We start from the raw sequence: 19,501 nt of genomic DNA, 5'->3' as shown, positions 1-19,501 counted from the left end.
CCCCCGCTCAGCCCGTCCCCTCCTCCTTCACCCCCCGCGTCCCCTCCGCCTTCGTCTCGTCCGTCTCCGCCGCGCCCGCTGCCTCCGTCACCGCGTTCCGCTGTTCCATCCACACGCCCAGCGCCTTGGCGATGTACTCCTCGGCCGCCGGCTTGGTGATGCCGAGTCCGTTGAGGACGCCCTCGCCGTTCTCGTGTTCCAGGAGGGCCAGCAGCAGGTGTTCGGTGCCGATGTAGTTGTGGCCGAGGCGCAGGGCCTCGCGGAAGGTGAGTTCGAGGGCCTTCTTGGCCTCCGGGCCGTAAGGGATGAGGTCGGGGACGTTCTCCGCGGCCGGCGGGAGGGCGGCCGTTGCCGCCTGGCGCACGGTGTCCAGCAGGACGCCCTGCGCGAGGATCGCCTTCGCCGCGATGCCGTCCGGCTCGGACAGGAGGCCGAGGACCAGGTGCTCGGGGCGGCCCTCGGGGTTGCGTGCCGCGAGTGCCTCGTTGTGGGCCGCCATGACCGCGTTCTTCGCGCGCGGGGTGTAGCGGCTGAAGCCCTGGCTGGGGTCGAGGTCGGTCGACTCCTTGGTCACGAAGCGCTTCTGGGCCGCCTGTCGGGTCACGCCCATGCTCTTGCCGATCTCGGTCCAGGACGCGCCCGAACGCCGGGCCTGGTCGACGAAGTGACCGATCAGGTGGTCGGCCACGTCGCCCAGGTGATCGGCGGCGATCACCGCGTCCTGGAGCTGGTCGAGGGGTTCGGGGTGGACCGTCTTGATCGCCGCGATGAGGTCGTCGAGGCGTACGGATGCCGTGATGTTCGGGTTGGTCGCCATGTGTCAACCGTAAGTTGACAGCTTGAGGATGTCAACCATCGGTTGACACCACTGTTCCGGGGCTGCCGCCAACCGGACCGTCAGCCCCCCGAACACCGTCCCGCTGAAGTAGTCCAGCCCCCGGGACACCCTCCGGCTGCGGGCGAGCAGCGCGCCGAGCTTGCCGGAGAGCAGTCCGACCGAGCCGTCGACGAAGACGCCCATCACCGTGATCGTGCTGCCCAGGAGGAGGAACTGCTCGCCCGCACGCCCCAGTTCGGGGTTCACGAACTGTGGGAGGAAGGAGACGTTGAAGAGGATCACCTTGGGGTGGAGCAGGTTGGTGACGGCGTCCCGCCAGAAGGCCCGCCGCCGCCCCGAGTCCGCCGTACCGCCCGCCCCGACCGGACCGCCGCCGCTCCGGAACGCCTTGACGGCCAGGTACAGCAGACAGGCCGCGCCCGCCCAGCGCGGCACGTGGTACAGCGTCGGCAGGGTCAGGAAGAGGGCCGACAGGCCGAGCGCGGCGGCCATCGAGTGAACGAACATCGCGCACGCGACGCCCACGGCGGCGGTCACCCCGGTCAGGGGGCCGCCCCGGGCGCCGACCGCCACTATGAACATCATGTCCGGGTCAGGAGTGACACAGAGCGCGAAGGCGGCGACGAGGAAGGCCGCGTAGAGATATGTCCACCGTGCCGGCCATGCTCCGGGCGGCTACGCGCGCGTGCGAGCGAATTCCGGTGCCTGAGATGACGGCCGCCGGACGGTTGTCCACAGGGTGTGGACGGCCGCTGAAACGCTGTCGGTGCCGCGTGGCACGATCGACATGTGACCAGCAGCCAGCCCAGCACCGTCGACCGCGCCTTCCAGAGCGCCCTGTACGACGGCACCGACTCCGGCCTCGACACGGGAGCGTCCCTCCTCGCGGCCGATGCCGGCGCGGACACGGAACTCGGGCGCCGGGGCCGGGAGTTCCTCGCGGCGGCCTGGCGGCGCGGCTGGCAGCCCGCCGACGTCGTACGACTGGTGCGGCGCGAGCTGGACGACCCGCACGTCCGGCTGGCCGCCGGGCTGATCCGGGCGCAGGCGCCGGACGACCGGCCGCGCGGCCCCCGCTGGAAGGCGCAGCTGGACGCACTGCCGGAGGGCCACGCTCGCGTGGGCGACCGTTTCTCGCACGCCACCGCCGTCCTGGAGCTGTACCGGCTGCTGTTGCGGCTGCCCACCCTGGAGCCCCTGGACGACCCCGGGCCCCGCGCGGACGCGCACCGGCCGGAGTCCCGCATGCTCACCCGGATCCGCGCGCTGCTCGCCAAGGCCGAGGCGACCGGCTACCCGGAGGAGGCGGAGGCGCTCAGCGCCAAGGCGCAGGAGCTGATGACCCGGCACAGCGTCGACGAGGCGCTGCTGGCCGTGGGGGCGCCCGCGCCGGACGCGCCCGGGGCCTGCAGGATCGGGGTCGAGCCGCCGTACGAGCAGGCCAAGGCGGTGCTGCTGGACGCGGTCGCCACGGCCAACCACTGCCGGGCGGTGTGGAACGAGCCGCTGGCCTTCTCCACGGTCGTCGGCTTCGAGGCGGACCTGGAGGCGGTCGAGCTGCTCTACACCTCGCTGCTGGTGCAGGCCACGCACGCGATGACGAAGGCGGAGGCGGCGCAGCGGGCGGGCGGCCGGAAGCGTACGAAGGCGTTCCGCCAGTCCTTCCTGGCGGCGTACGCCCACCGGGTCGGTGACCGGCTGACGGCCGCCGCGCGGGCGGCCGTCACCGAGACCGAGGCGCCCCAGGACCTGCTGCCGGTCCTGGCCACGAGGGAGATGGCCGTGACCGACCGCATGGAGCGGATGTTCCCGCAGACCACCACGACCCGGCTGCGCGGAGTTACCGATGAGGCAGGCTGGACAGAGGGCACGAGAGCAGCGGACCGGGCCCAGGTCCGCTCACGCGCCCAACTGCCCTAGGCCCATCGCGCGGCCCAGCCCGGCCCGGCCGCCCAGAATCAGTCCCCCGCCTGCTGGAACGCCCCCACCGTCGCGTTCGGCTTGTCGGCGGAACCCTTGCCCGCCACGGGGCCGTACTTCCACGGGAAGCTCTGCGTCGCGTCGTTCCCCGGCAGGGACACCGTCATCGACGTGGCCGCGAGGCTCGCCTTGTCGCCGTCCTTGGCGCGCACGTAGGTGATCGAGAACGTCGCGGAGTCGCCCTTGGCGAGCTTGAGCTTGTCGGACTTGGCGCCCGACTGGGTGGGCACCGTCGCCGAGGTGCCGCCCGCCTTGAGCGTCACGCCGGCGAAGCCGTCCAGCGTGCACGGCGCGCTCTGGTTCGTGAGGCTCACCGGCACCTCCCCGGTGTCCCCCGCGGCCGGCGCGACGCTCGCGGAGCCGACCTGGACGGAGACCTTGCCGATCTCGCAGGCCGAGCTGTTCTTGCCGCTGGAGCCGGCGTTGCCGGCGTTGCCGGCGTTGCAGGCGGTCAGGGCGAGGGCGGCGGCGAGGGCCGTGACGGTGAGCGGAATGGCGCGCATGAGCAGATCCCCATCGAGGTCGTGGCGGTGTCCCACGCATCATCACGCCCCCGCCCGGGTGCCGCGCGCCCGCCCCCGCCCTTGACCCCTTCACAGCGCCTTCGCAGCGGCCCGCGACGACCGGCCGGAGCGCGCCTCAGCCGCCGGACACGGCCCTGCTGCCGCTATTGCCCAAGGTTGGCCGTCGGCAGCCCCGACGGCAACTTGCCGCCCTCCGCCTTGGTGTAGGTCTCCTCGCCGGATTTTCCGGACCAGGTGACCTGCATGCCGCTCTTGCTGACCGAGTCGACCATTCCGGTGACCCGGTCCTTGCTGCCGCCCGCGCAGGTGAGGCGGATCATCCGCATCCCGGCCTCCTCACCGGCGGTCCCGCTGCACACGGACCCGCCGGTCTCGAAGAGCCCGGCCTGCTTGCCGGTGATCACCAGGGCGACGATCTTGCCACCGCTCGTGGTGATCCAACTGCCCTGCAGCGCGTCGGACGAGGCCGTGGCGCCGTCCGATCCGGACGTGGCGGTCGCCGCCGCGGACGACGTGCCCGACGGGGTGGTGGAGGAGCCGCCGCCGGAGCCGCCGCTGCTGCTGCACGCGGTCAGAGCGAGCGCGCCCACCAGCCCCGCGGCGGCGGCCCGGATCCGTACGGCCGGCCGCACGGCCGATGCGCCACGCGCCGCAGCAGTCTCCGCGTGCACCTCAGCCGCATCCGTCTCCGTGTGCACCTCAGCCGCAGCAGTCTCCATGTGCACCCAGGCCGACGCAGTCTCCGCGTGCACCTCAGCCGCATCCGTCTCCGCGTGCCGCGCAGCCGAAGCCGTAGCCATGCGCGTCGTAGCCGTACTCGCCGTAGCCGTGCTCACCGCAACGCTCCCAAGCTCTAGGGGGTCGGCCGCTCGTTCGCCCGAACGACAGCGGCAAGCTACCAGGACTCACCAGGAGGACTTGCGTACGCCAGGCAGGTATCCGCTGTGGGCCTGCTCCCGCAGATTCACGCGGGACAGACCGAACGTGCGGAAGTAGCCGCGCGGTCGGCCGTCCACCTGGTCGCGGTTGCGCACGCGCGTGGCGCTCGCGTCGCGCGGTTGCCTGCGCAGCTCACGCTGGGCGGCGAGGCGCTCGGCCTCGGTGCTGGACGGCCGTCGGACGATCTCCTTCAGTTCGGCCCGGCGGGCGGCGTACCGGGCGACGGTCTCCTGCCGCCGCTCGTTCTTCGCGATCTTGCTCTTCTTCGCCATATCGGTGCCTCGCCCCCGTCAGACCTTCACGCCCCGCGCGCGGATGCGCGCCACGGCCGCCTCCACGCCGATCGCGTCGACCGTCTTCACCGCGCGGGCGCTCAGCCGGAGCCGTACGTAACGGCTCTCGCTCGGCAGCCAGTAGCGCTTGGTCTGGATGTTCGGGTCGAAGCGGCGGGAGGTCCGCCGGTGGGAGTGCGAGATGCGGTTGCCGAAGCCGGGCTGGGAGCCGGTCAGCATGCAATGGGCGGACATGGTGACGTACCTCTCGTGTCCAAGACTGGTGCTAATGGGATTCATTTTCAGTAATGTAGCAGTCATGGCACGCAACGAACTCCGTCCGGTCATCAAGCTCCGGTCCACCGCAGGGACCGGCTACACCTACGTGACCCGCAAGAACCGCCGGAACGACCCGGACCGTATGACCCTGCGCAAGTTCGATCCGGTCACCGGCCGGCACGTCGACTTCCGAGAGGAGCGCTGAACCGCCGCCATGCGCAAGGGAATCCACCCCGCCTACGGCCCGGTCGTGTTCCGTGACCGTGCCGCGAACCATGCCTTCCTCACCCGCTCGACGATGACGAGCGAGAAGACGATCGAGTGGGAGGACGGCCAGACCTACCCGGTGGTGGACGTCGAGATCTCGAACGTCAGCCACCCCTTCTACACCGGCACCGCCCGCGTCCTGGACACCGCCGGGCGCGTGGAGCGCTTCGAGCGGCGGTACGGAAGGCGGCAGGGCTGATGCTCTCCGACGCCCCGCTCCCCGACGCCCCGCTCCCCACCGCCCCGCTCCCCGTCGTGATCGTCGGCGGGCTGCACGCCGACGCCCGCAGGCAGACCGTCGCCAGGCTGCTCGCCGACGTCCCCGGCGCCGTCGTCCTCCACCACGACCTCTCGACGGCCGCCGACGGCATGGTCGTACGGACCGTCCGGGACGCCACCCGCGCGCTGTCCGAGGGCGAGACGCCCCTGGTCAACGACTGCGCCTGCTGTGCCCTGCGCGAGGACCTGGTGCCCGAGCTGCGCAGGCTCGCCGCCGACGGCGTCAACCGGCTCGCGATCGTCGAGCTGTGGGACTCCGTCGAGCCCAAGGCGATGGCCGAGGTGGTCGTCGCGGGCGGGCTCACGGTCACCGGTGTGATCACCGCCGTGGACCCGGCGCTCCTGCTGCCGTACCTCGGCAACGGCGACGACCTCGCCGACACCGGCCTCGCCGCGGCCGCCACCGACCAGCGCACGGTCGCCGACACCTTCGCCCGGCAGCTGGAGTACGCCCCCGTCCTCGCCGTCGTCGACTCTCCGGAGGCCGACGACGAGGACCGCGAGCTGCTGGCGCAGCTCCACCCGACAGCCCGCCGAGTTCTCCTGCCGGGCGGCGTTCCGGGGGACTCGGCGGGCCCTGCGCCCGACTCCCCGCTGGCCCGGGCCGCCGTCGCCGGCTTCGACGTGGAGGCGGCCGCCGCCGCCCAGCACCCGGCCTGCGCCCTGCTGCCCGCCGAGGCCGACGCCCACGGCGTCACCACGCTGGTCTGGCACCGCAGGCGGCCCTTCCATCCCGAGCGGCTGTACGCGGCCCTGGAGGACGTGACCTGCGCGGCCGCCCGCAGCCGGGGCCGGTTCTGGCTCGCCGACAAGCCCGACGTGCTGCTGCACTGGGACGCGGCGGGCGGCGCCCTCTGTGTGGAGAGCGCCGGGCCGTGGCTCGCCTCGCTCCCGGACGCGGCCTGGGAGCTGGTCCCGCCGGTGCGCCGGGCCGCCGCTGCGCTGGACTGGCACCCGGAGCACGGCGACTGCTGCCAGCACCTCGTCTTCACGTCCCCCGGCCTCGACCGCGACGGGCTCGAACGGCTGCTGGAGTCCTGCCTGTTGACCGATGCCGAGTACGCCGCCGGGCGCGCCGCCTGGAAACGGCTGCCGCCCGCCTTCGACACCCTCCTGGAGGTCTGACCCCGCCATGCCCCGCTCGACCGACCGCAAGCCGGCGAAGAACCGGCCGAACCCGCTGGACCAGGCGGGCGTGACCTGTATCGACTACAAGGACACCGACCTCCTGCGGAAGTTCGTCTCCGACCGGGGGGAAGATCCGCAGCCGCCGCGTCACCCGGGTCACCGCCCAGCAGCAGCGACTGCTGGCCCGGGCGATCAAGAACGCGCGCGAGATGGCACTGCTGCCGTATGGAGTCGCCCGCTAGGGCGCGGCGATATAGCGCCATGCGCCGCCCCAGCCTCTCGGAACACCTCAGGGTGCTCCGGGAGGCCGGCCTCGTCTCCGAGCAGCGCTCGGGCCGGCAGCGCATCTACCGGCTGGAGGCGGCCCCGCTGGCCGACCTGCAGCACTGGCTCCATCCGTACGAGCGGTTCTGGCGCGACCGGTTGCAGGACCTCGGCGCGCTGCTCGACCGCATGCCCGACCACATGCCCGACGATGAGCGGCCATGACGACCGGCCTGCCCTCCGACGGAGACGACGACCTGACCACCATCCGCGTGGACCAGTTCCTTCCGCATCCGCCCAAGAAGGTCTGGCGCGCCCTCACGGAGCCCGGTCTGCTCGTGCAGTGGCAGATGCAGGGAGCCGAGAACTTCCGTCTCGAGGTCGGTCACCGGTACCGGATGACATCGGTCCCGCGTCCCAACACCCGCTTCTCCGGCGCCGTCGACGTGCAGGTTCTCGCCTACGACCCGGAGCGGATGCTGTCCGTCCGGTGGTTCGATCCCGATCCGGCCAATCTCGCTCACTGGACCCTCACATGGACGCTGGAACACGAGGGCCGCGGTACGCGTCTCTTCCTAGTGCACGAAGGGTTCGATCCGGACGACCCGGCGCAGATGATGGCGCGCAAGATTATGGGCGGGGCTGGCGGTCGCATGTCTGGGCGACTCTGAGGCATGTCTGGGCAACTCTGGGGCAGACGCTGGAGCAGCTTGGGTAAAGCGTGCGTCAAAGCTGTAACCGGAGGAACACCGCGCGTGCACGTGCATCTGCTCATGCACCTGCACGTGAACAGGGCTATGATCCGGATCAGTTGACCAGAGCATCAATGGCCACATCAGCCAGTTAGTGCACCAGCGGGGAGCGACCTGTGGACCTCGACGTTGACGGCGTGTACGGGGGGTTTGACGTGTACAACGGCATGGCTGCGACGCAGCTGGACGGAGTGGCCTGGCAGAAGAGCAGGCACAGCAACTCGCAGGGTTCCTGCGTCGAGTTCGCGCGGCTGCCGGGCGGTGATGTGGCGGTCCGCAACTCGCGCTTCCCTGACGGCCCGGCGCTCGTCTACACGCGCGCGGAGATCGAGGCGATGCTCCTCGGCGTCAAGGACGGTGAGTTCGACCACCTGATCGCGAGCTGACGCCGGGCCCACCAGGAGGAACTCGGCATATTCACCGCATTGTGCAGAGTAACGCGCGTAGAAACCCGGCGTCCGAAGACGCCGGGTTTCCTATTCGGCGGGCTGGAGCCGGAAGAGCGCCCATACGACCTTGCCGCTGAGGGCGCCCGCCAGCGGATGCCAGCCCCAGCTGTCGCTGAAGGAGTCGACCAGGAACAGCCCGCGGCCCGACTCCGCCGAGAAGTCGTCGGAGTCTCTGGGGGCGGGGGTGTCGTGGCTCGGGTCGCGCACCGCGCACACCAGCCGCTCGCTCCACCGCATCAGATGCAGCCGCACGGTCGGCGTGTGCGGGGCTGCGGGGCGCTCGGACTCGCCGGGCACCGCGTGCCGCAGGGCGTTGGTGACGAGCTCCGAGACGACCAGGCAGATGTCGTCGAAGCGGTCGCCGACATCCCACTGGTCGAGCGTTCTCCGGGTGAACAGCCGGGCCTCGCGCACCGCTTCGTAGCGGGCCGGCAGGGCACAGGAGGCGGCGTTGGACACGGCCGCGGGATCAAGCGGCGGAAGGCCCTGCCGTAATGGCTTGAGCATGGTCGATCCATTCGTCCCCATGCGAGGCACTCCCGGGTATTCGCGGTCGTTGCGATGCAGCGGTGGCGCGGGACCATGGTTTCGGATGCGCCCAGCAGATGCAAGGGCAGATGCACGTGCACGCGACCGAATTGGACCCTCCCGTACCGCTTGTTGGCCATTTTTTCCGCCAACTTGCCGCGCTTGGCTCACTACCTGCTTGCAACTTCCTGTGCTTAGACTTTGTCCGCTTTCCGTTTCCGTAACCGGACGAGTACTGCTCGGAGTGTTTTAGTGGCAGACTGCGGGCCCTGGAGACGGGTTGGGGAGGCTGGCGAACGTGAGCGCGGGAGAGCCCGGATCGGTGGTGCGGCGAATGCTGCTCGGCTCGCAACTCAGGCGGCTGCGTGAGGCACGGGGCATCACCCGCGAGGCCGCCGGGTACTCGATCCGTGCCTCCGAATCGAAGATCAGCCGTATGGAGCTGGGCCGGGTGAGCTTCAAGACAAGGGACGTGGAAGACCTGCTGACGCTGTACGGCATCACCGACGAGGCCGAGCGCGAACAGCTCATCTCCCTCGCCCGGGAGGCCAACGTGGCGGGCTGGTGGCACAGCTACTCCGACGTCCTGCCGAGCTGGTTCCCCACCTATGTCGGCCTGGAGGGCGCGGCACATCTGATCCGGGCGTACGAGGTGCAGTTCGTCCACGGCCTCCTCCAGACCGAGGAGTACGCGCGCGCCGTGGTGCGGCGCGGCATGAAGGGTGCCGGCGAGGCCGACATAGAACGCCGGGTCACCCTGCGCATGGAGCGGCAGAAGTACCTGGTGGCCGAAAACGCCCCCGACTTCCACATCGTCCTCGACGAGGCGGCCCTGCGCCGGCCCTACGGCAGCCGTGAGGTGATGCGCGGTCAGCTCCAGCATCTCGTCGAGATCTCGGAGCGGTCCAACGTACGGCTCCAGATCATGCCGTTCAGCTTCGGCGGCCACTCCGGCGAGGGCGGCTCCTTCACGATCCTGAGCTTCCCGGAGTCGGACCTGTCCGACGTGGTCTACCTGGAGCAGCTCACCAGCGCCCTCTACCTCGACAAGCGTGAGGACGTCGCCCAGTACGAGCAGGCGCTCAAGGAACTCCAGCAGGACAGCCCCGGACCGGACGAGAGCCGGGACCTGCTGCGCGGCCTGCTCCAGCTCTCCTGAGCCCGGCAGAGGGTTTTCCCTCGGTCCTGCGCGGAGATCGCCGGTGGACGTCCCAACTCCCAAATCACGCAAGTACGATGACGTGTGATCAGCCGTGATGTGGATGCGGATCGGGTGTCTGCATCGACTGCCGACGCAGCAGGGGATCGAGGGATCACATGTCGTCCTATTTCACCGACCTGGCCCAGCAGTACATCGACGGTGAGTGGCGCCCGGGGACCGGTTCCTGGGACATCATCGACTTCAACCCGTACGACGGGGAGAAGCTGGCGTCGATCACCATAGCCTCGGTCGAGGAGATAGATCAGGCCTACCAGGCCGCCGCGCGCGCCCAGAAGCAGTGGGCCGCCACCAATCCCTATGCCCGCCGTGCCGTCTTCGAGAAGGCCCTGCGCCTCATCGAGGAGCGCGAGGCGGAGATCACCGAGGCGATCATCGCCGAGCTCGGCGGCACGCATCTGAAGGCCGCCTTCGAGCTGCACCTCGCCAAGGAGTTCCTGCGCGAGTCGATCCAGTGGGCGCTGCGCCCCGAGGGCAAGATCATGCCCTCCCCGGTGGACGGCAAGGAGAACCGCCTCTACCGCGTGCCGGTCGGTGTCGTGGGCGTGATCAGCCCCTTCAACTTCCCCTTCCTGCTGTCGATCAAGTCGGTCGCCCCGGCGCTCGCCCTCGGCAACGCCGTGGTCCTCAAGCCGCACCAGAACACCCCGATCGTCGGCGGCGCCCTGGTCGCGAAGCTCTTCGAGGACGCGGGCCTGCCGGGCGGCCTGCTCAACGTCGTCGTCACCGACATCGCGGAGATCGGCGACGCCTTCATCGAGCACCCCATCCCGAAGGTCATCTCCTTCACCGGCTCCGACAAGGTCGGCCGCCACGTGGCCACCGTCTGCGCCTCGCTCTTCAAGCGCTCGGTGCTCGAACTGGGCGGCAACAGCGCGCTGGTGGTCCTGGACGACGCCGACATCGACTACGCGGTCGACGCGGCGGTCTTCAGCCGGTACGTCCACCAGGGCCAGGTCTGCATGGCCGCCAACCGTGTGCTGGTCGACCGCTCGATCGCCGACGAGTTCACCGAGAAGTTCGTCGCCAAGGTGAAGACCCTCAAGTCCGGCGACCCGCGCGATCCCCAGACCATCATCGGCCCCCTGATCAACTCCCAGCAGGCGGAGTCGATCTCGGCCATGGTCGAGCAGGCCATCGCCGAGGGCGCCACGGCCCTGGTGCACGGCACGACCACCGACAACCTGGTCGAGCCCTCGGTCCTCACCGACGTCCCGGCCGGCTCCGAGCTGCTCCGCCAGGAGGTCTTCGGCCCGGTCGCCTTCCTCATCCCGTTCGACGGCGAGGAGGAGGCAGTACGCCTCGTCAACGACACCCCGTACGGCCTCAGCGGCGCCGTCCACACCGGTGACATCGAGCGGGGCGTGTCCTTCGCCAAGCGGATCGACACCGGCATGTTCCACGTCAACGACGGCACGGTCCACGACGAGCCCGTCGTCCCCTTCGGCGGCGAGAAGCACTCCGGCCTCGGCCGACTGAACGGCGAGACCACCGTGGAGTCCTTGACCACCCTGAAGTGGATCTCGGTCCAGCACGGCCGGAGCGGCTTCCCGTTCTAGCCGGTCGAAGAGGCGGTCACTTCCGGGCCCATTAGGACGTCATCTGTCCTACTGGGCCCGTAGCTTCGTCGGTGTCAGGGCAACACGACCCGAGGAAAGGCGGCCGGTCATGGTCACTCACGTTCCCGCGGAAGCACAGGGCGACGAGCGCGGAGCACTGCTCTCCTTCATCGAGGAACAGCGCGGCGGCATCCGCCGGGCGCTGCTCGGCCTGACGGACGAGCAGGCGTCGAGCAAGCCGAGCGCGAGCGAGCTGTCCCTGGCGGGCCTGCTCAAGCATGTCACCGAGGTCGAGCAGAGCTGGATCGCCCGCGCCAAGCAGGAGCCGCCCGCCGTGGAGCGGGACCAGTCGAACTGGCACGAGACCTTCCAGCTGGTCGGCGCCGAGACGGTGGCCTCGCAACTCGCCTACTGGGAGCAGGTCGCCGCCGAGACGGAGAAGTTCATCAGCTCCGTCCCCAGCCTCGACGACACCTTCCCGCTCCCGCCGCAGCCGTGGTTCCCCCCGGAGGGCCGGGTCTCCATGCGCTGGGTCTGCCTCCACCTGATCCGCGAACTCGCCCGGCACGCGGGCCACGCCGACATCGTCCGCGAGTCCCTGGACGGGAAGACGGCCTTCGAACTCGTGGCCCTGGAGCAGGCCTCCTAGCCACCCCCCAGGGGAGGCGTCCGGCGGATCACGCCGGCGTCGCGGGCCCTGGCACGCGACTTGATCCTCCGGACAGGCCCTAGTGGTGGAAGCTGGTGGCCGCGTCCTTGTCCCTGGTCAACAGGTGCGGCTGCCGGCGTAGTTCGGGCAGCAGCCGCATCAGGTCCTCGAGGAACAGCTCGGCCAGGTCCTTGGAGAAGCCGTTGCGGCACACCACCCGAAGCACGGACAGGTCCTCCCGGTTCGCCGGGAAGGTGTACGCCGGCACCAGCCAGCCGCTCTCGCGCAGCCGCCGGGAGACGTCGAAAACGTCGTACGACGTCACGTGGTCGGCGGTGGTGAAGGCGAACACGGGCAGCTCGTCGCCCCGGGTGAGGAGCCGGAAGTCGCCGAGCGCCTCGATGCGTTCGGCGAGCCCGGTGGCCACCTCCCGCGACGCCTGCTGAACCGCGCGGTAGCCGTCCCGGCCGAGCCGCAGGAACGTGTAGTACTGCGCGACCACCTGGGCGCCGGGGCGGGAGAAGTTGAGGGCGAAGGTGGGCATGTCGCCGCCCAGGTAGTTGACCCGGAAGACGAGCTCCTCGGGCAGTGCCTCCTTGTCGCGCCACAGCGCCCAGCCGACGCCCGGGTAGACCAGCCCGTACTTGTGCCCTGAGGTGTTGATCGACGCCACCCGCGGCAGGCGGAAGTCCCACACCAGGTTCTCGTCGAGGAAGGGCGCGATCATGGCGCCGGACGCGCCGTCCACGTGGACCGGGATGTCGAGGCCGGTGCGCTCCTGGAGGGCGTCCAGGGCGGCGCAGAGGTCGGCGATCGGCTCGTACGACCCGTCGAAGGTGGAGCCGAGGATGCCGACGACCCCGATGGTGTTCTCGTCGCACAGCTCGGCGGCTGCCTGCGGGTCCAGGTGGTAACGGTCGCCCTCCATCGGTACGAACCGGGCCTCCACCTCCCAGAAGTTGCAGAACTTCTCCCAGCAGACCTGGACGTTGATCCCCATGATCAGGTTCGGTCGGGCGGTGCCCGGATAGCGGTCGCTGTTGCGCTGCGCCCAGCGGCGCTTCATCGCCATCCCGGCCAGCATGCAGGCCTCGCTGGAGCCGGTCGTCGAACATCCGATCGTGCCGGCCGGATCCGGCGCGTTCCACAGGTCGGCGAGCATCGCCACACAGCGCCGCTCCAGCTCGGCGGTGCGCGGGTACTCGTCCTTGTCGATCATGTTCTTGTCGTTGCACTCCGCCATCAGGACCCCGGCCTGCGGCTCCATCCAGGTGGTGACGAAAGTGGCCAGATTCAGCCGGGCGTTGCCGTCCAGCATCAGCTCGTCGTGAACCAGCTGGTAGGCCGTCGAGGGCGGCAGCGGGCCGTCCGGCAGCCGGTGCGTGGGAGGGGCCTCCACCATGCCGGCGACCGGATTCGTCTCACCGAAGAACGGGTTGACGGACATGGGTCGCTCTCGGTGCTTCCCGGATCCTTTGTGGAGCGGCATGACAGGTGCCTCCTAGAGCAGTTTCACAAGGTTCAGCGCAGGGGCGTGCCGTCCGCCCGCAGCTGCATCTTCGGTCGTCCGGTCACCAGCAGCCACGCGGGCAGCGACGCGATGCACAGCAGGGCGAGGATCACCGGCGAGGCCACCAGCACGGCGGCCGTGAACAGGCTCACCCAACCCTGTCGGGTGATCGCCAACAGCATGCCCAGCACGCCTGCCGCCACGCCCACCGAGGGCTGGACGGCCGGCACCAGGGCATGGGCGCACAGCCCGAGGCCCGCGCCGATGAAAACGGAGGGAAAGATCCGGCCACCGCGGAAGCCGCAGGCCGCGGCCACGAGCAGCGCGGCCAGCTTCACGACCGTCATCACCGCGAACTGCCCGGCCGACCAGCGCTCCGGGTCCTTCGCCAGGACCGCGACCTCGTCAAGCCCCTTGAAGAGCGTCAGATGGCCGCCCAGTGCGCCCAGAAGGCCGAGGACCACACCACCGGCGGGCAGGGCCAGCATGGGGTGCCGGAGGCGCTGGAAGGCCCCGTGGAGGTATGGGAAGGCGCAGACGGCGAGCATACCGAGCAGCGCGGCCACGGGGGCGATCACCAGAGCCGACAGCAGATCGGGCCAGCGCAGCCGGCCGACCGCGGGCAGCCCGAGGTCCAGGGTCGGACGGGCCACCAGGGCGGTCGTCATCGCGCCCGCCCCCGCGGCCGTCAGCGGCCCGAAGAGGTTGTCCCACAGCGCACCCTTCAGCGGCTTCCCGGCCAACGCCTCCGAGATCACCAGGGCCGCCGCCACCGGCGTACCGAACATCGCGCCGAGCGTCGCCGCGTCGGCCAGCGCGGGCCACAACGAGCCCGGCAGCCGGGGCATCGCGAGGCTCCCCAGCCACAGCGCCAGCCCCACGTTCACCGCGATGATCGGCGCGGTCAGCATCACCAGCATCCACAGCACCGAGTACCGCCCGATGCCGAACGCGTCCGGCAGGTTGTTCCAGAGAACGTGCTGGAACCGCTCCGCCAGGGAGCTCACCAGCAGGTACAGCAGGCTGCTGCCGACGCCGACGACGAGGGAGGGCAGGATCAGCGGCAGCAGGGCACGCGCGGGGGCCGAGGGCGGGGTGGGGAGCGCCTGCCGCGCTGTGTCCTGGGCCACCGCCCCACCATAAGTGGGCAAAACCGACACAACATCCTGAATGAACCGGGCGTCAGACGGCTCCAACGCACCGGGCTTGCACCTCACGTGACGTGAGGACCCAGGGTGGAGCGCGGAAAGGAGCGGAAGTGAGCTACTCCGTCGGACAGGTCGCCGCGTTCGCCGGCGTCACCGTGCGCACGCTGCACCACTACGACGAGATCGGCCTGCTGGTCCCCGGCGAGCGCAGCCCCGCCGGGCACCGGCGTTACGGCGACGCCGACCTCGACCGGCTGCAACGGATCCTGTTCTACCGGGAGCTCGGCTTCCCGCTCGAAGAGGTCGCGGCCCTGCTCGACGACCCGGACGCGGACCCGCGCGCGCATCTGCGCCGCCAGCACGACCTGCTGACCGCCCGGATCGAGAAGCTGCAGAAGATGGCCGCGGCCGTGGAGCACGCCATGGAGGCACGCAGGATGGGCATCAACCTCACCCCCGAGGAACGCTTCGAGGTCTTCGGCGACAAGGACCCCGAGCAGTACGCCGAGGAGGCCGAGCAGCGCTGGGGCGGCACCGAGGCCTACGCCGAGTCGCAGCGCCGGGCCGCCCGCTACACCAAGGCCGACTGGCAGCGCATGAAGGCCGAGGTCGACGACTGGGGCGAGCGTTACGCCGCCCTGGTGAACGAGGCCGAGCCGCCGACCGGCGCACGGGCCATGGACATGGCCGAGGAGCACCGGCAGCACATTTCGACCTGGTTCTACGACTGCCCGTACGAGATGCACCGCGGTCTCGCCGGGATGTACATGTCCGACGAGCGCTTCAAGGCGTTCTACGACTCGATGGCCCCGGGCATGGCCGGGCACCTGAAGGAGGCGATCGAGGCGAACGCGGCACGGCACACGGCGTAGCTAGGCTAGACCTTGTCGACGATGACGGCGGTGCCGTACGCGCACACCTCGGTCCCCGCGTCCGCCGCCTCGGTCACATCGAACCGGAAGGCCAGCACGGCGTTGGCGCCACGCGCGCGTGCCTGTTCCACCAGCCGCTCCATGGCCTGGGTGCGGGTCTGTACGAGCGTTTTCGTCAGCCCCTTCAGCTCACCGCCGATCATCGACTTCAGACCCGCGCCGATCTGACTGCCCAGGTGCCGGGAGCGCACGGTCAGCCCGAAGACCTCGCCGATGACCTCCCGCACCCGGTACCCGGGAACGTCGTTCGTGGTGACCACCAGCACATCGGGCCGGGGTCCCTGACCGCCGCCGTATTCTTCGATACCCATGTGCACAGGTCTTCCCCAGCCCGGCCACAGTGCATCCTGGATCCACCGGTGGAACCTGGGGCAGACACAATGCGTTGATAGCTTTGTGCGGCCGCACCAGGACGCCGTAGTGCCCCCACCCTCAGGAGCCCGGAACCGTTATGACGCTTGCCCTCGGCCCGAGCTGGCTGGATCCGAACCAACTTCTCGACTCGTTCGGCATCTGGGGCCTGCTCCTGGTCGTCTTCGCGGAGTCGGGCCTCTTGATCGGCTTCTTCCTCCCCGGTGACTCCCTCCTGTTCACCTGCGGCCTGCTGATCACCTCGAACCAGCTGGACTTCCCCCTGTGGGGAGCCATCGCCCTGATCTGCGTCGCCGCGATACTCGGCGACCAGGCGGGCTTCATGTTCGGCAAGAAGGTCGGTCCGTCGCTCTTCAACCGCCCGAACTCCCGCCTCTTCAAGCAGGAGAACGTCGCCAAGGCGCACGAGTTCTTCGAGAAGCACGGCCCGAAGTCCCTGATCCTGGCCCGCTTCGTGCCGGTGATCCGCACCTTCACGCCGATCATCGCCGGTGTGAGCGGCATGGCCTACCGCTCGTTCCTGGTGTTCAACGTCATCGGCGGTGTCCTCTGGGGCGCCGGTGTCACCCTGCTCGGCTCCTGGCTCGGCAAGATCGGCTTCGTCAAGAACAACATCGAGGCGATCCTGATCCTCATCGTCCTCGTCTCGGTGATCCCGATCATCATCGAATTCTTGCGGGCCCGCTCGAAGAACAAGAAGGCGGCGCCGGCCCAGCAGCCGTTCCAGCAGCACCCCGCCCCGCCGGTGATGGACGACGCGACGACCCAGCTCCGCAGGGTCGACCCGACGTACGGCGGGCAGCAGCCTCCGCAGCAGCAGTACGGCGGGCAGCCCCAGCAGCAGCCGTACGGCGGGCAGCAGCCTCCGCAGGAGCAGTACGGCGGGCAGCCCCAGCAGCAGCAGTACGGCGGGCAGCCCCAGCAGCAGCCGTACGGCGGGCAGCAGCCTCCGCAGGAGCAGTACGGCGGGCAGCCCCAGCAGCAGCAGTACGGCGGGCAGCCCCAGCAGCAGCCGTACGGCGGGCAGCAGCCTCCGCAGGAGCAGTACGGCGGGCAGCCCCAGCAGCAGCCGTACGGCGGGCAGCAGCCTCCGCAGGAGCAGTACGGCGGGCAGCAGCCTCCGCAGCAGCAGCCGTACTACGGCCAGGGCGGCTACAGCCAGAACGGCTACGGCCAGCAGCAGTACCCGCCCAGCGAGGACCACTACCGAGCGCCGTAAGCGAAATCGCCCCGGAAGGGCGCGGGGAACTGCGCGAGCAACCACAACGCACCCGCAGTCGCCGTCCCACCCGGGACCCCTGCCCACCAGGCGCTCAGAACCCCCGCGTCCGCTTCGCGGCCCGCCGCTTCCCGGCCGAACCGACCCGCAGCCCCAACCGCGAGATCTCCGACCCCAGGTTGACCCCGATGGCGATGGCCATGGCGAGCGACGCCGCCTTGGCCAACGACACCAACCCCTTGTCGACCTCGTTCTGGGCCATCGACAACAGCCCGAAATAGGTCGCCGACCCCGGCAGCAACGGCCCGATCGCCGCGGTCGTGTACGGCAGCGCGGACGCGAACCGGTACCGCGACAGCAGCTGCCCGAACAAGCCCACCAGGCCGGCCGCCGCGGCCGTGGAGGCGACCGGCGAGATTCCTCCGGTGTAGTGCATCGCACCGTAGACGCACCAGGCCACACCGCCGTTGAGGGTCACGGCCAGCACGGTGGACCGCTCCTGCTGGAGCAGCACGGCGAAGGTCAGCGACAGCACCATCGACGCGGCGATCTGCAGCAGCGGCCGCTCGGAGCCGATCAGCGTCGCGTCGGGGTTGAGCCGGCCACCCAGCTTCACGCCGAAGTACAGGACCGTCAGCACCCCGATGACGATGCCGACGAAGAAGTACATGACCTCCAGCAGGCGCGCGGAGGCGGTGATGTAGAAGCCGGTGAGGCCGTCCTGGACGCCCGCGACGAGGGCCCGTCCGGGCAGCAGCGCGAACAGCCCACCGGTGACGACCGCGGACGCCGCGACATCGACGTGGGCGAGCGCGAAGGCGACCCCGATCGCGGCCGGCGGCATCGCGGCGATCATGAACTGGTAGAACTCCGGCAGCCCCCGCCCCGCGCACAGCCACGCCAGCCGGTCGCCGAGCATTGCGCCGATCGCGGCCGCCACGAACACCAGGAAGTCACCGCCGACGAGCACCGAGGCGGCCCCGGCGAGGAGTCCGCTCGCCCCGGTCAGCGCCCAGCCGGGGTACGGGTGCCGGTTGCGGCGGATCTCCGCGAGCCGCCGGTAGGCCTCCTCAAGGGAGACATGGGTCTCGGGGTCGGTGAGGTCGTCCACGAGCCGGAAGACGGCGGCCAGACGCGTGTAGTCGGTGCCGCGCCGCCGTACCGTCCGGGACGCCGTCACCGGGTCGTCGACGAGCGAGGGCTGGTAGGAGATCGCCAGCAGCGTGAAGGTGACGTTCGGCTCGCAGCGGTCCAGGCCGTACGACCGGCAGACCGCGAACATCGCGGCCTCCACGTCCTCCGCGCCCTCGCCGCCCGCCAGCAGCAGCTCCCCGATACGAAGGGTCAGGTCGAGCACGCGCGGGACGGCCGGCCCGCCCTCCTCGGCCTTCTGCACCGGCTCCGGCGCCGGCCGCTCGGCCACCGGCATACGCAGCATCGTGCGCATCCGGTCCTGCCAGGACGCGTCCTTGATGAGACTGACCGCGGGGAAGCCGGAGGCGGGGGTGAAGGCGGCCGGGGCGTCGTAGGCGCTGAAGGTGCTCGGCATGCTGAACGCCGAGCCCTCCGACTCGCCGGTCGCCGGCTGCGGCGCCGCCAGCCCCTTCGGTACCACGAACTCGGACGTGCTCTCAGGCTCGACGCCGGCCTCGGGGACGGCGATGCCCGCCGGAACGGCGAACTCGGATGTGATCTCCGGGTCGTACCGCGCCTCGTCCGACCGGGGCTTGCGGTCCTCCTCCTCCGTCACCGTCGTAACGCTCCCTGAACGACAATTTCACTTGAGCCCCAGTATGAGCATGACCTCACAGCGGACACGAAAAACGGGCCTCACGCGTGCGTGCGGCCCGTTTCCCGTGCGCGGACGCGGTCAGTGACCGCCCTGCTCCTTGAAGCGCTTGTACGACCGCTCGATCTCCGCCTCGGCGTCGGTGCGGCCCACCCAGTTGGCGCCCTCGACGGACTTGCCGGGCTCCAGGTCCTTGTAGACCTCGAAGAAGTGCTGGATCTCCAGGCGGTCGAACTCCGACACGTGGTGGATGTCCCGCAGGTGCTCCACACGAGGGTCGGACGCCGGGACGCACAGCAGCTTGTCGTCGCCGCCGGCCTCGTCGGTCATCCGGAACATGCCGATGACGCGGCACTTGATGAGGCAGCCGGGAAAGGTCGGCTCCTCCAGGATGACCAGCGCGTCCAGCGGGTCGCCGTCCTCGCCGAGGGTGTTCTCGACGAAGCCGTAGTCGGCCGGGTAGCTGGTCGAGGTGAAGAGACGACGGTCCAGGCGGATCCGACCGGTCTCGTGGTCCACCTCGTACTTGTTCCGCGAACCCTTCGGGATCTCGATCGTGACGTCGAACTCCACCGGTGGCTCCTCCATGATCAACACATAGTTCT

At 70.1% G+C, this 19,501-nt stretch carries 23 protein-coding genes and 2 pseudogenes; 13 read left to right on the top strand and 12 right to left on the bottom strand.

The annotated features are described in order from the left end of the window. Window positions 1-7 precede the first annotated feature (7 nt). Window positions 8-817 carry a Clp protease N-terminal domain-containing protein gene (locus ACZ7OO_RS38305; protein ID WP_471512080.1) on the bottom strand — a complete coding sequence of 270 codons (810 nt, stop codon included), beginning with the start codon at window positions 815-817 and terminating at the stop codon, window positions 8-10. A 3-nt stretch (window positions 818-820) separates the two neighbouring features. Further along, window positions 821-1,423 carry a LysE family translocator gene (locus ACZ7OO_RS38300; protein ID WP_471512079.1) on the bottom strand — a complete coding sequence of 201 codons (603 nt, stop codon included), beginning with the start codon at window positions 1,421-1,423 and terminating at the stop codon, window positions 821-823. Window positions 1,424-1,627: 204 nt separating this feature from the next. On the opposite strand from ACZ7OO_RS38300, the gene ACZ7OO_RS38295 reads away from it, so the two are divergent. Next, on the top strand, window positions 1,628-2,758 hold the full coding sequence (locus ACZ7OO_RS38295; RefSeq protein WP_471512078.1) for a DUF2786 domain-containing protein: 1,131 nt from the start codon (window positions 1,628-1,630) through the stop codon (window positions 2,756-2,758). Window positions 2,759-2,796: 38 nt separating this feature from the next. On the opposite strand, the gene ACZ7OO_RS38290 is transcribed toward ACZ7OO_RS38295, so the two are convergent. The 4 genes from ACZ7OO_RS38290 to rpmB all read right to left on the bottom strand — a co-directional run bounded on the left by ACZ7OO_RS38290 (window position 2,797) and on the right by rpmB (window position 4,808). Next, on the bottom strand, window positions 2,797-3,321 hold the full coding sequence (locus ACZ7OO_RS38290) for a DUF4232 domain-containing protein (RefSeq protein ID WP_471512077.1): 525 nt from the start codon (window positions 3,319-3,321) through the stop codon (window positions 2,797-2,799). Window positions 3,322-3,485: 164 nt separating this feature from the next. Then, on the bottom strand, window positions 3,486-4,061 hold the full coding sequence (locus tag ACZ7OO_RS38285; protein ID WP_471512091.1) for a hypothetical protein: 576 nt from the start codon (window positions 4,059-4,061) through the stop codon (window positions 3,486-3,488). 186 nt (window positions 4,062-4,247) lie between these two features. After that, complete coding sequence (gene rpsN, locus ACZ7OO_RS38280) at window positions 4,248-4,553, bottom strand: 30S ribosomal protein S14 (RefSeq protein ID WP_352225746.1); 306 nt, start codon at window positions 4,551-4,553, stop codon at window positions 4,248-4,250. A gap of 18 nt (window positions 4,554-4,571) precedes the next feature. Then, window positions 4,572-4,808, bottom strand: coding sequence for a 50S ribosomal protein L28 (gene rpmB / locus ACZ7OO_RS38275; protein WP_471512076.1), 237 nt, complete (start codon window positions 4,806-4,808; stop codon window positions 4,572-4,574). A 64-nt stretch (window positions 4,809-4,872) separates the two neighbouring features. Here rpmB and rpmG point away from each other — a divergent pair, with 64 nt between their 5' ends. From rpmG to ACZ7OO_RS38240, 7 genes and pseudogenes are all read left to right on the top strand, one after another. After that, window positions 4,873-5,037: a 50S ribosomal protein L33 gene (rpmG, locus tag ACZ7OO_RS38270; RefSeq protein WP_471512075.1), complete on the top strand. Its 165-nt coding sequence runs from the start codon at window positions 4,873-4,875 to the stop codon at window positions 5,035-5,037. Window positions 5,038-5,046: 9 nt separating this feature from the next. After that, on the top strand, window positions 5,047-5,298 hold the full coding sequence (locus ACZ7OO_RS38265) for a type B 50S ribosomal protein L31 (RefSeq protein WP_352225747.1): 252 nt from the start codon (window positions 5,047-5,049) through the stop codon (window positions 5,296-5,298). Further along, on the top strand, window positions 5,298-6,503 hold the full coding sequence (locus ACZ7OO_RS38260) for a CobW family GTP-binding protein (protein WP_471512074.1): 1,206 nt from the start codon (window positions 5,298-5,300) through the stop codon (window positions 6,501-6,503). The genes ACZ7OO_RS38265 and ACZ7OO_RS38260 overlap by 1 nt, the downstream gene beginning before the upstream one ends. Before the next feature lie 7 nt (window positions 6,504-6,510). Next, a pseudogene (rpsR, locus tag ACZ7OO_RS38255) lies at window positions 6,511-6,748 on the top strand (30S ribosomal protein S18). A gap of 19 nt (window positions 6,749-6,767) precedes the next feature. Next, window positions 6,768-6,995 (top strand): annotated as a pseudogene (locus tag ACZ7OO_RS38250) (ArsR/SmtB family transcription factor); the annotation flags it as partial. After that, the gene (locus tag ACZ7OO_RS38245) at window positions 6,992-7,441 is read left to right on the top strand and encodes an SRPBCC family protein (protein ID WP_471512073.1); all 450 of its coding nucleotides are present in this window, start codon (window positions 6,992-6,994) and stop codon (window positions 7,439-7,441) included. The pseudogene ACZ7OO_RS38250 and the gene ACZ7OO_RS38245, both read left to right, overlap by 4 nt. A gap of 197 nt (window positions 7,442-7,638) precedes the next feature. After that, window positions 7,639-7,908, top strand: coding sequence for a DUF397 domain-containing protein (locus ACZ7OO_RS38240; protein WP_352225752.1), 270 nt, complete (start codon window positions 7,639-7,641; stop codon window positions 7,906-7,908). 90 nt (window positions 7,909-7,998) lie between these two features. On the opposite strand, the gene ACZ7OO_RS38235 is transcribed toward ACZ7OO_RS38240, so the two are convergent. Then, window positions 7,999-8,478, bottom strand: coding sequence for an ATP-binding protein (locus ACZ7OO_RS38235; protein WP_471512072.1), 480 nt, complete (start codon window positions 8,476-8,478; stop codon window positions 7,999-8,001). Between the two features lie 355 nt (window positions 8,479-8,833). Here ACZ7OO_RS38235 and ACZ7OO_RS38230 point away from each other — a divergent pair, with 355 nt between their 5' ends. From ACZ7OO_RS38230 to ACZ7OO_RS38220, 3 genes are all read left to right on the top strand, one after another. Further along, window positions 8,834-9,658, top strand: coding sequence for a helix-turn-helix domain-containing protein (locus tag ACZ7OO_RS38230; protein ID WP_471512090.1), 825 nt, complete (start codon window positions 8,834-8,836; stop codon window positions 9,656-9,658). A 158-nt stretch (window positions 9,659-9,816) separates the two neighbouring features. Then, window positions 9,817-11,277 carry an aldehyde dehydrogenase family protein gene (locus ACZ7OO_RS38225; protein WP_471512071.1) on the top strand — a complete coding sequence of 487 codons (1,461 nt, stop codon included), beginning with the start codon at window positions 9,817-9,819 and terminating at the stop codon, window positions 11,275-11,277. Between the two features lie 109 nt (window positions 11,278-11,386). Then, complete coding sequence (locus ACZ7OO_RS38220; RefSeq protein WP_471512070.1) at window positions 11,387-11,926, top strand: DinB family protein; 540 nt, start codon at window positions 11,387-11,389, stop codon at window positions 11,924-11,926. Window positions 11,927-12,005: 79 nt separating this feature from the next. On the opposite strand, the gene ACZ7OO_RS38215 is transcribed toward ACZ7OO_RS38220, so the two are convergent. Continuing rightward, window positions 12,006-13,415, bottom strand: coding sequence for a glutamate decarboxylase (locus tag ACZ7OO_RS38215; RefSeq protein ID WP_471512069.1), 1,410 nt, complete (start codon window positions 13,413-13,415; stop codon window positions 12,006-12,008). Between the two features lie 32 nt (window positions 13,416-13,447). Beyond that, window positions 13,448-14,566, bottom strand: a complete 1,119-nt coding sequence (locus tag ACZ7OO_RS38210; protein WP_471512068.1) for an ion channel protein — start codon at window positions 14,564-14,566, stop codon at window positions 13,448-13,450. A gap of 128 nt (window positions 14,567-14,694) precedes the next feature. On the opposite strand from ACZ7OO_RS38210, the gene ACZ7OO_RS38205 reads away from it, so the two are divergent. Beyond that, complete coding sequence (locus tag ACZ7OO_RS38205; RefSeq protein WP_471512067.1) at window positions 14,695-15,456, top strand: MerR family transcriptional regulator; 762 nt, start codon at window positions 14,695-14,697, stop codon at window positions 15,454-15,456. A gap of 5 nt (window positions 15,457-15,461) precedes the next feature. On the opposite strand, the gene ACZ7OO_RS38200 is transcribed toward ACZ7OO_RS38205, so the two are convergent. Then, a complete protein-coding gene (locus ACZ7OO_RS38200; RefSeq protein WP_471512066.1) occupies window positions 15,462-15,827 on the bottom strand; it encodes a YbjQ family protein in 366 nt (121 codons plus the stop codon). A 140-nt stretch (window positions 15,828-15,967) separates the two neighbouring features. Here ACZ7OO_RS38200 and ACZ7OO_RS38195 point away from each other — a divergent pair, with 140 nt between their 5' ends. Further along, window positions 15,968-17,107: a DedA family protein gene (locus ACZ7OO_RS38195; protein WP_471512065.1), complete on the top strand. Its 1,140-nt coding sequence runs from the start codon at window positions 15,968-15,970 to the stop codon at window positions 17,105-17,107. Between the two features lie 94 nt (window positions 17,108-17,201). Here ACZ7OO_RS38195 and ACZ7OO_RS38190 read toward each other — a convergent pair whose 3' ends face one another. Beyond that, window positions 17,202-18,857, bottom strand: coding sequence for a threonine/serine exporter family protein (locus ACZ7OO_RS38190; RefSeq protein WP_471512064.1), 1,656 nt, complete (start codon window positions 18,855-18,857; stop codon window positions 17,202-17,204). A 120-nt stretch (window positions 18,858-18,977) separates the two neighbouring features. Beyond that, window positions 18,978-19,469: an inorganic diphosphatase gene (locus tag ACZ7OO_RS38185; protein WP_352225761.1), complete on the bottom strand. Its 492-nt coding sequence runs from the start codon at window positions 19,467-19,469 to the stop codon at window positions 18,978-18,980. Between the last annotated feature and the right edge of the window lie 32 nt (window positions 19,470-19,501).

This window comes from Streptomyces sp. NPDC111744, assembly GCF_055634995.1.
Note: the sequence above shows the minus strand (reverse complement) of the source record. Positions and strands in the feature narration are given on the sequence as shown.

Excerpts from the sequence above, each read along its gene's own strand:
- ACZ7OO_RS38305 (WP_471512080.1), bottom strand. The coding sequence starts at position 817 with ATGGCGACCAACCCGAACATCACGGCATCCGTACGCCTCGACGACCTC.
- ACZ7OO_RS38300 (WP_471512079.1), bottom strand. The coding sequence starts at position 1,423 with ATGATGTTCATAGTGGCGGTCGGCGCCCGGGGCGGCCCCCTGACCGGG.
- ACZ7OO_RS38290 (WP_471512077.1), bottom strand. The coding sequence starts at position 3,321 with ATGCGCGCCATTCCGCTCACCGTCACGGCCCTCGCCGCCGCCCTCGCC.
- ACZ7OO_RS38285 (WP_471512091.1), bottom strand. The coding sequence starts at position 4,061 with ATGGAGACTGCTGCGGCTGAGGTGCACACGGAGACGGATGCGGCTGAG.
- rpsN (WP_352225746.1), bottom strand. The coding sequence starts at position 4,553 with ATGGCGAAGAAGAGCAAGATCGCGAAGAACGAGCGGCGGCAGGAGACC.
- rpmB (WP_471512076.1), bottom strand. The coding sequence starts at position 4,808 with ATGTCCGCCCATTGCATGCTGACCGGCTCCCAGCCCGGCTTCGGCAAC.
- rpmG (WP_471512075.1), top strand. The coding sequence starts at position 4,873 with ATGGCACGCAACGAACTCCGTCCGGTCATCAAGCTCCGGTCCACCGCA.
- ACZ7OO_RS38265 (WP_352225747.1), top strand. The coding sequence starts at position 5,047 with ATGCGCAAGGGAATCCACCCCGCCTACGGCCCGGTCGTGTTCCGTGAC.
- ACZ7OO_RS38260 (WP_471512074.1), top strand. The coding sequence starts at position 5,298 with ATGCTCTCCGACGCCCCGCTCCCCGACGCCCCGCTCCCCACCGCCCCG.
- ACZ7OO_RS38245 (WP_471512073.1), top strand. The coding sequence starts at position 6,992 with ATGACGACCGGCCTGCCCTCCGACGGAGACGACGACCTGACCACCATC.
- ACZ7OO_RS38235 (WP_471512072.1), bottom strand. The coding sequence starts at position 8,478 with ATGCTCAAGCCATTACGGCAGGGCCTTCCGCCGCTTGATCCCGCGGCC.
- ACZ7OO_RS38230 (WP_471512090.1), top strand. The coding sequence starts at position 8,834 with ATGCTGCTCGGCTCGCAACTCAGGCGGCTGCGTGAGGCACGGGGCATC.
- ACZ7OO_RS38225 (WP_471512071.1), top strand. The coding sequence starts at position 9,817 with ATGTCGTCCTATTTCACCGACCTGGCCCAGCAGTACATCGACGGTGAG.
- ACZ7OO_RS38220 (WP_471512070.1), top strand. The coding sequence starts at position 11,387 with ATGGTCACTCACGTTCCCGCGGAAGCACAGGGCGACGAGCGCGGAGCA.
- ACZ7OO_RS38215 (WP_471512069.1), bottom strand. The coding sequence starts at position 13,415 with ATGCCGCTCCACAAAGGATCCGGGAAGCACCGAGAGCGACCCATGTCC.
- ACZ7OO_RS38200 (WP_471512066.1), bottom strand. The coding sequence starts at position 15,827 with ATGGGTATCGAAGAATACGGCGGCGGTCAGGGACCCCGGCCCGATGTG.
- ACZ7OO_RS38195 (WP_471512065.1), top strand. The coding sequence starts at position 15,968 with ATGACGCTTGCCCTCGGCCCGAGCTGGCTGGATCCGAACCAACTTCTC.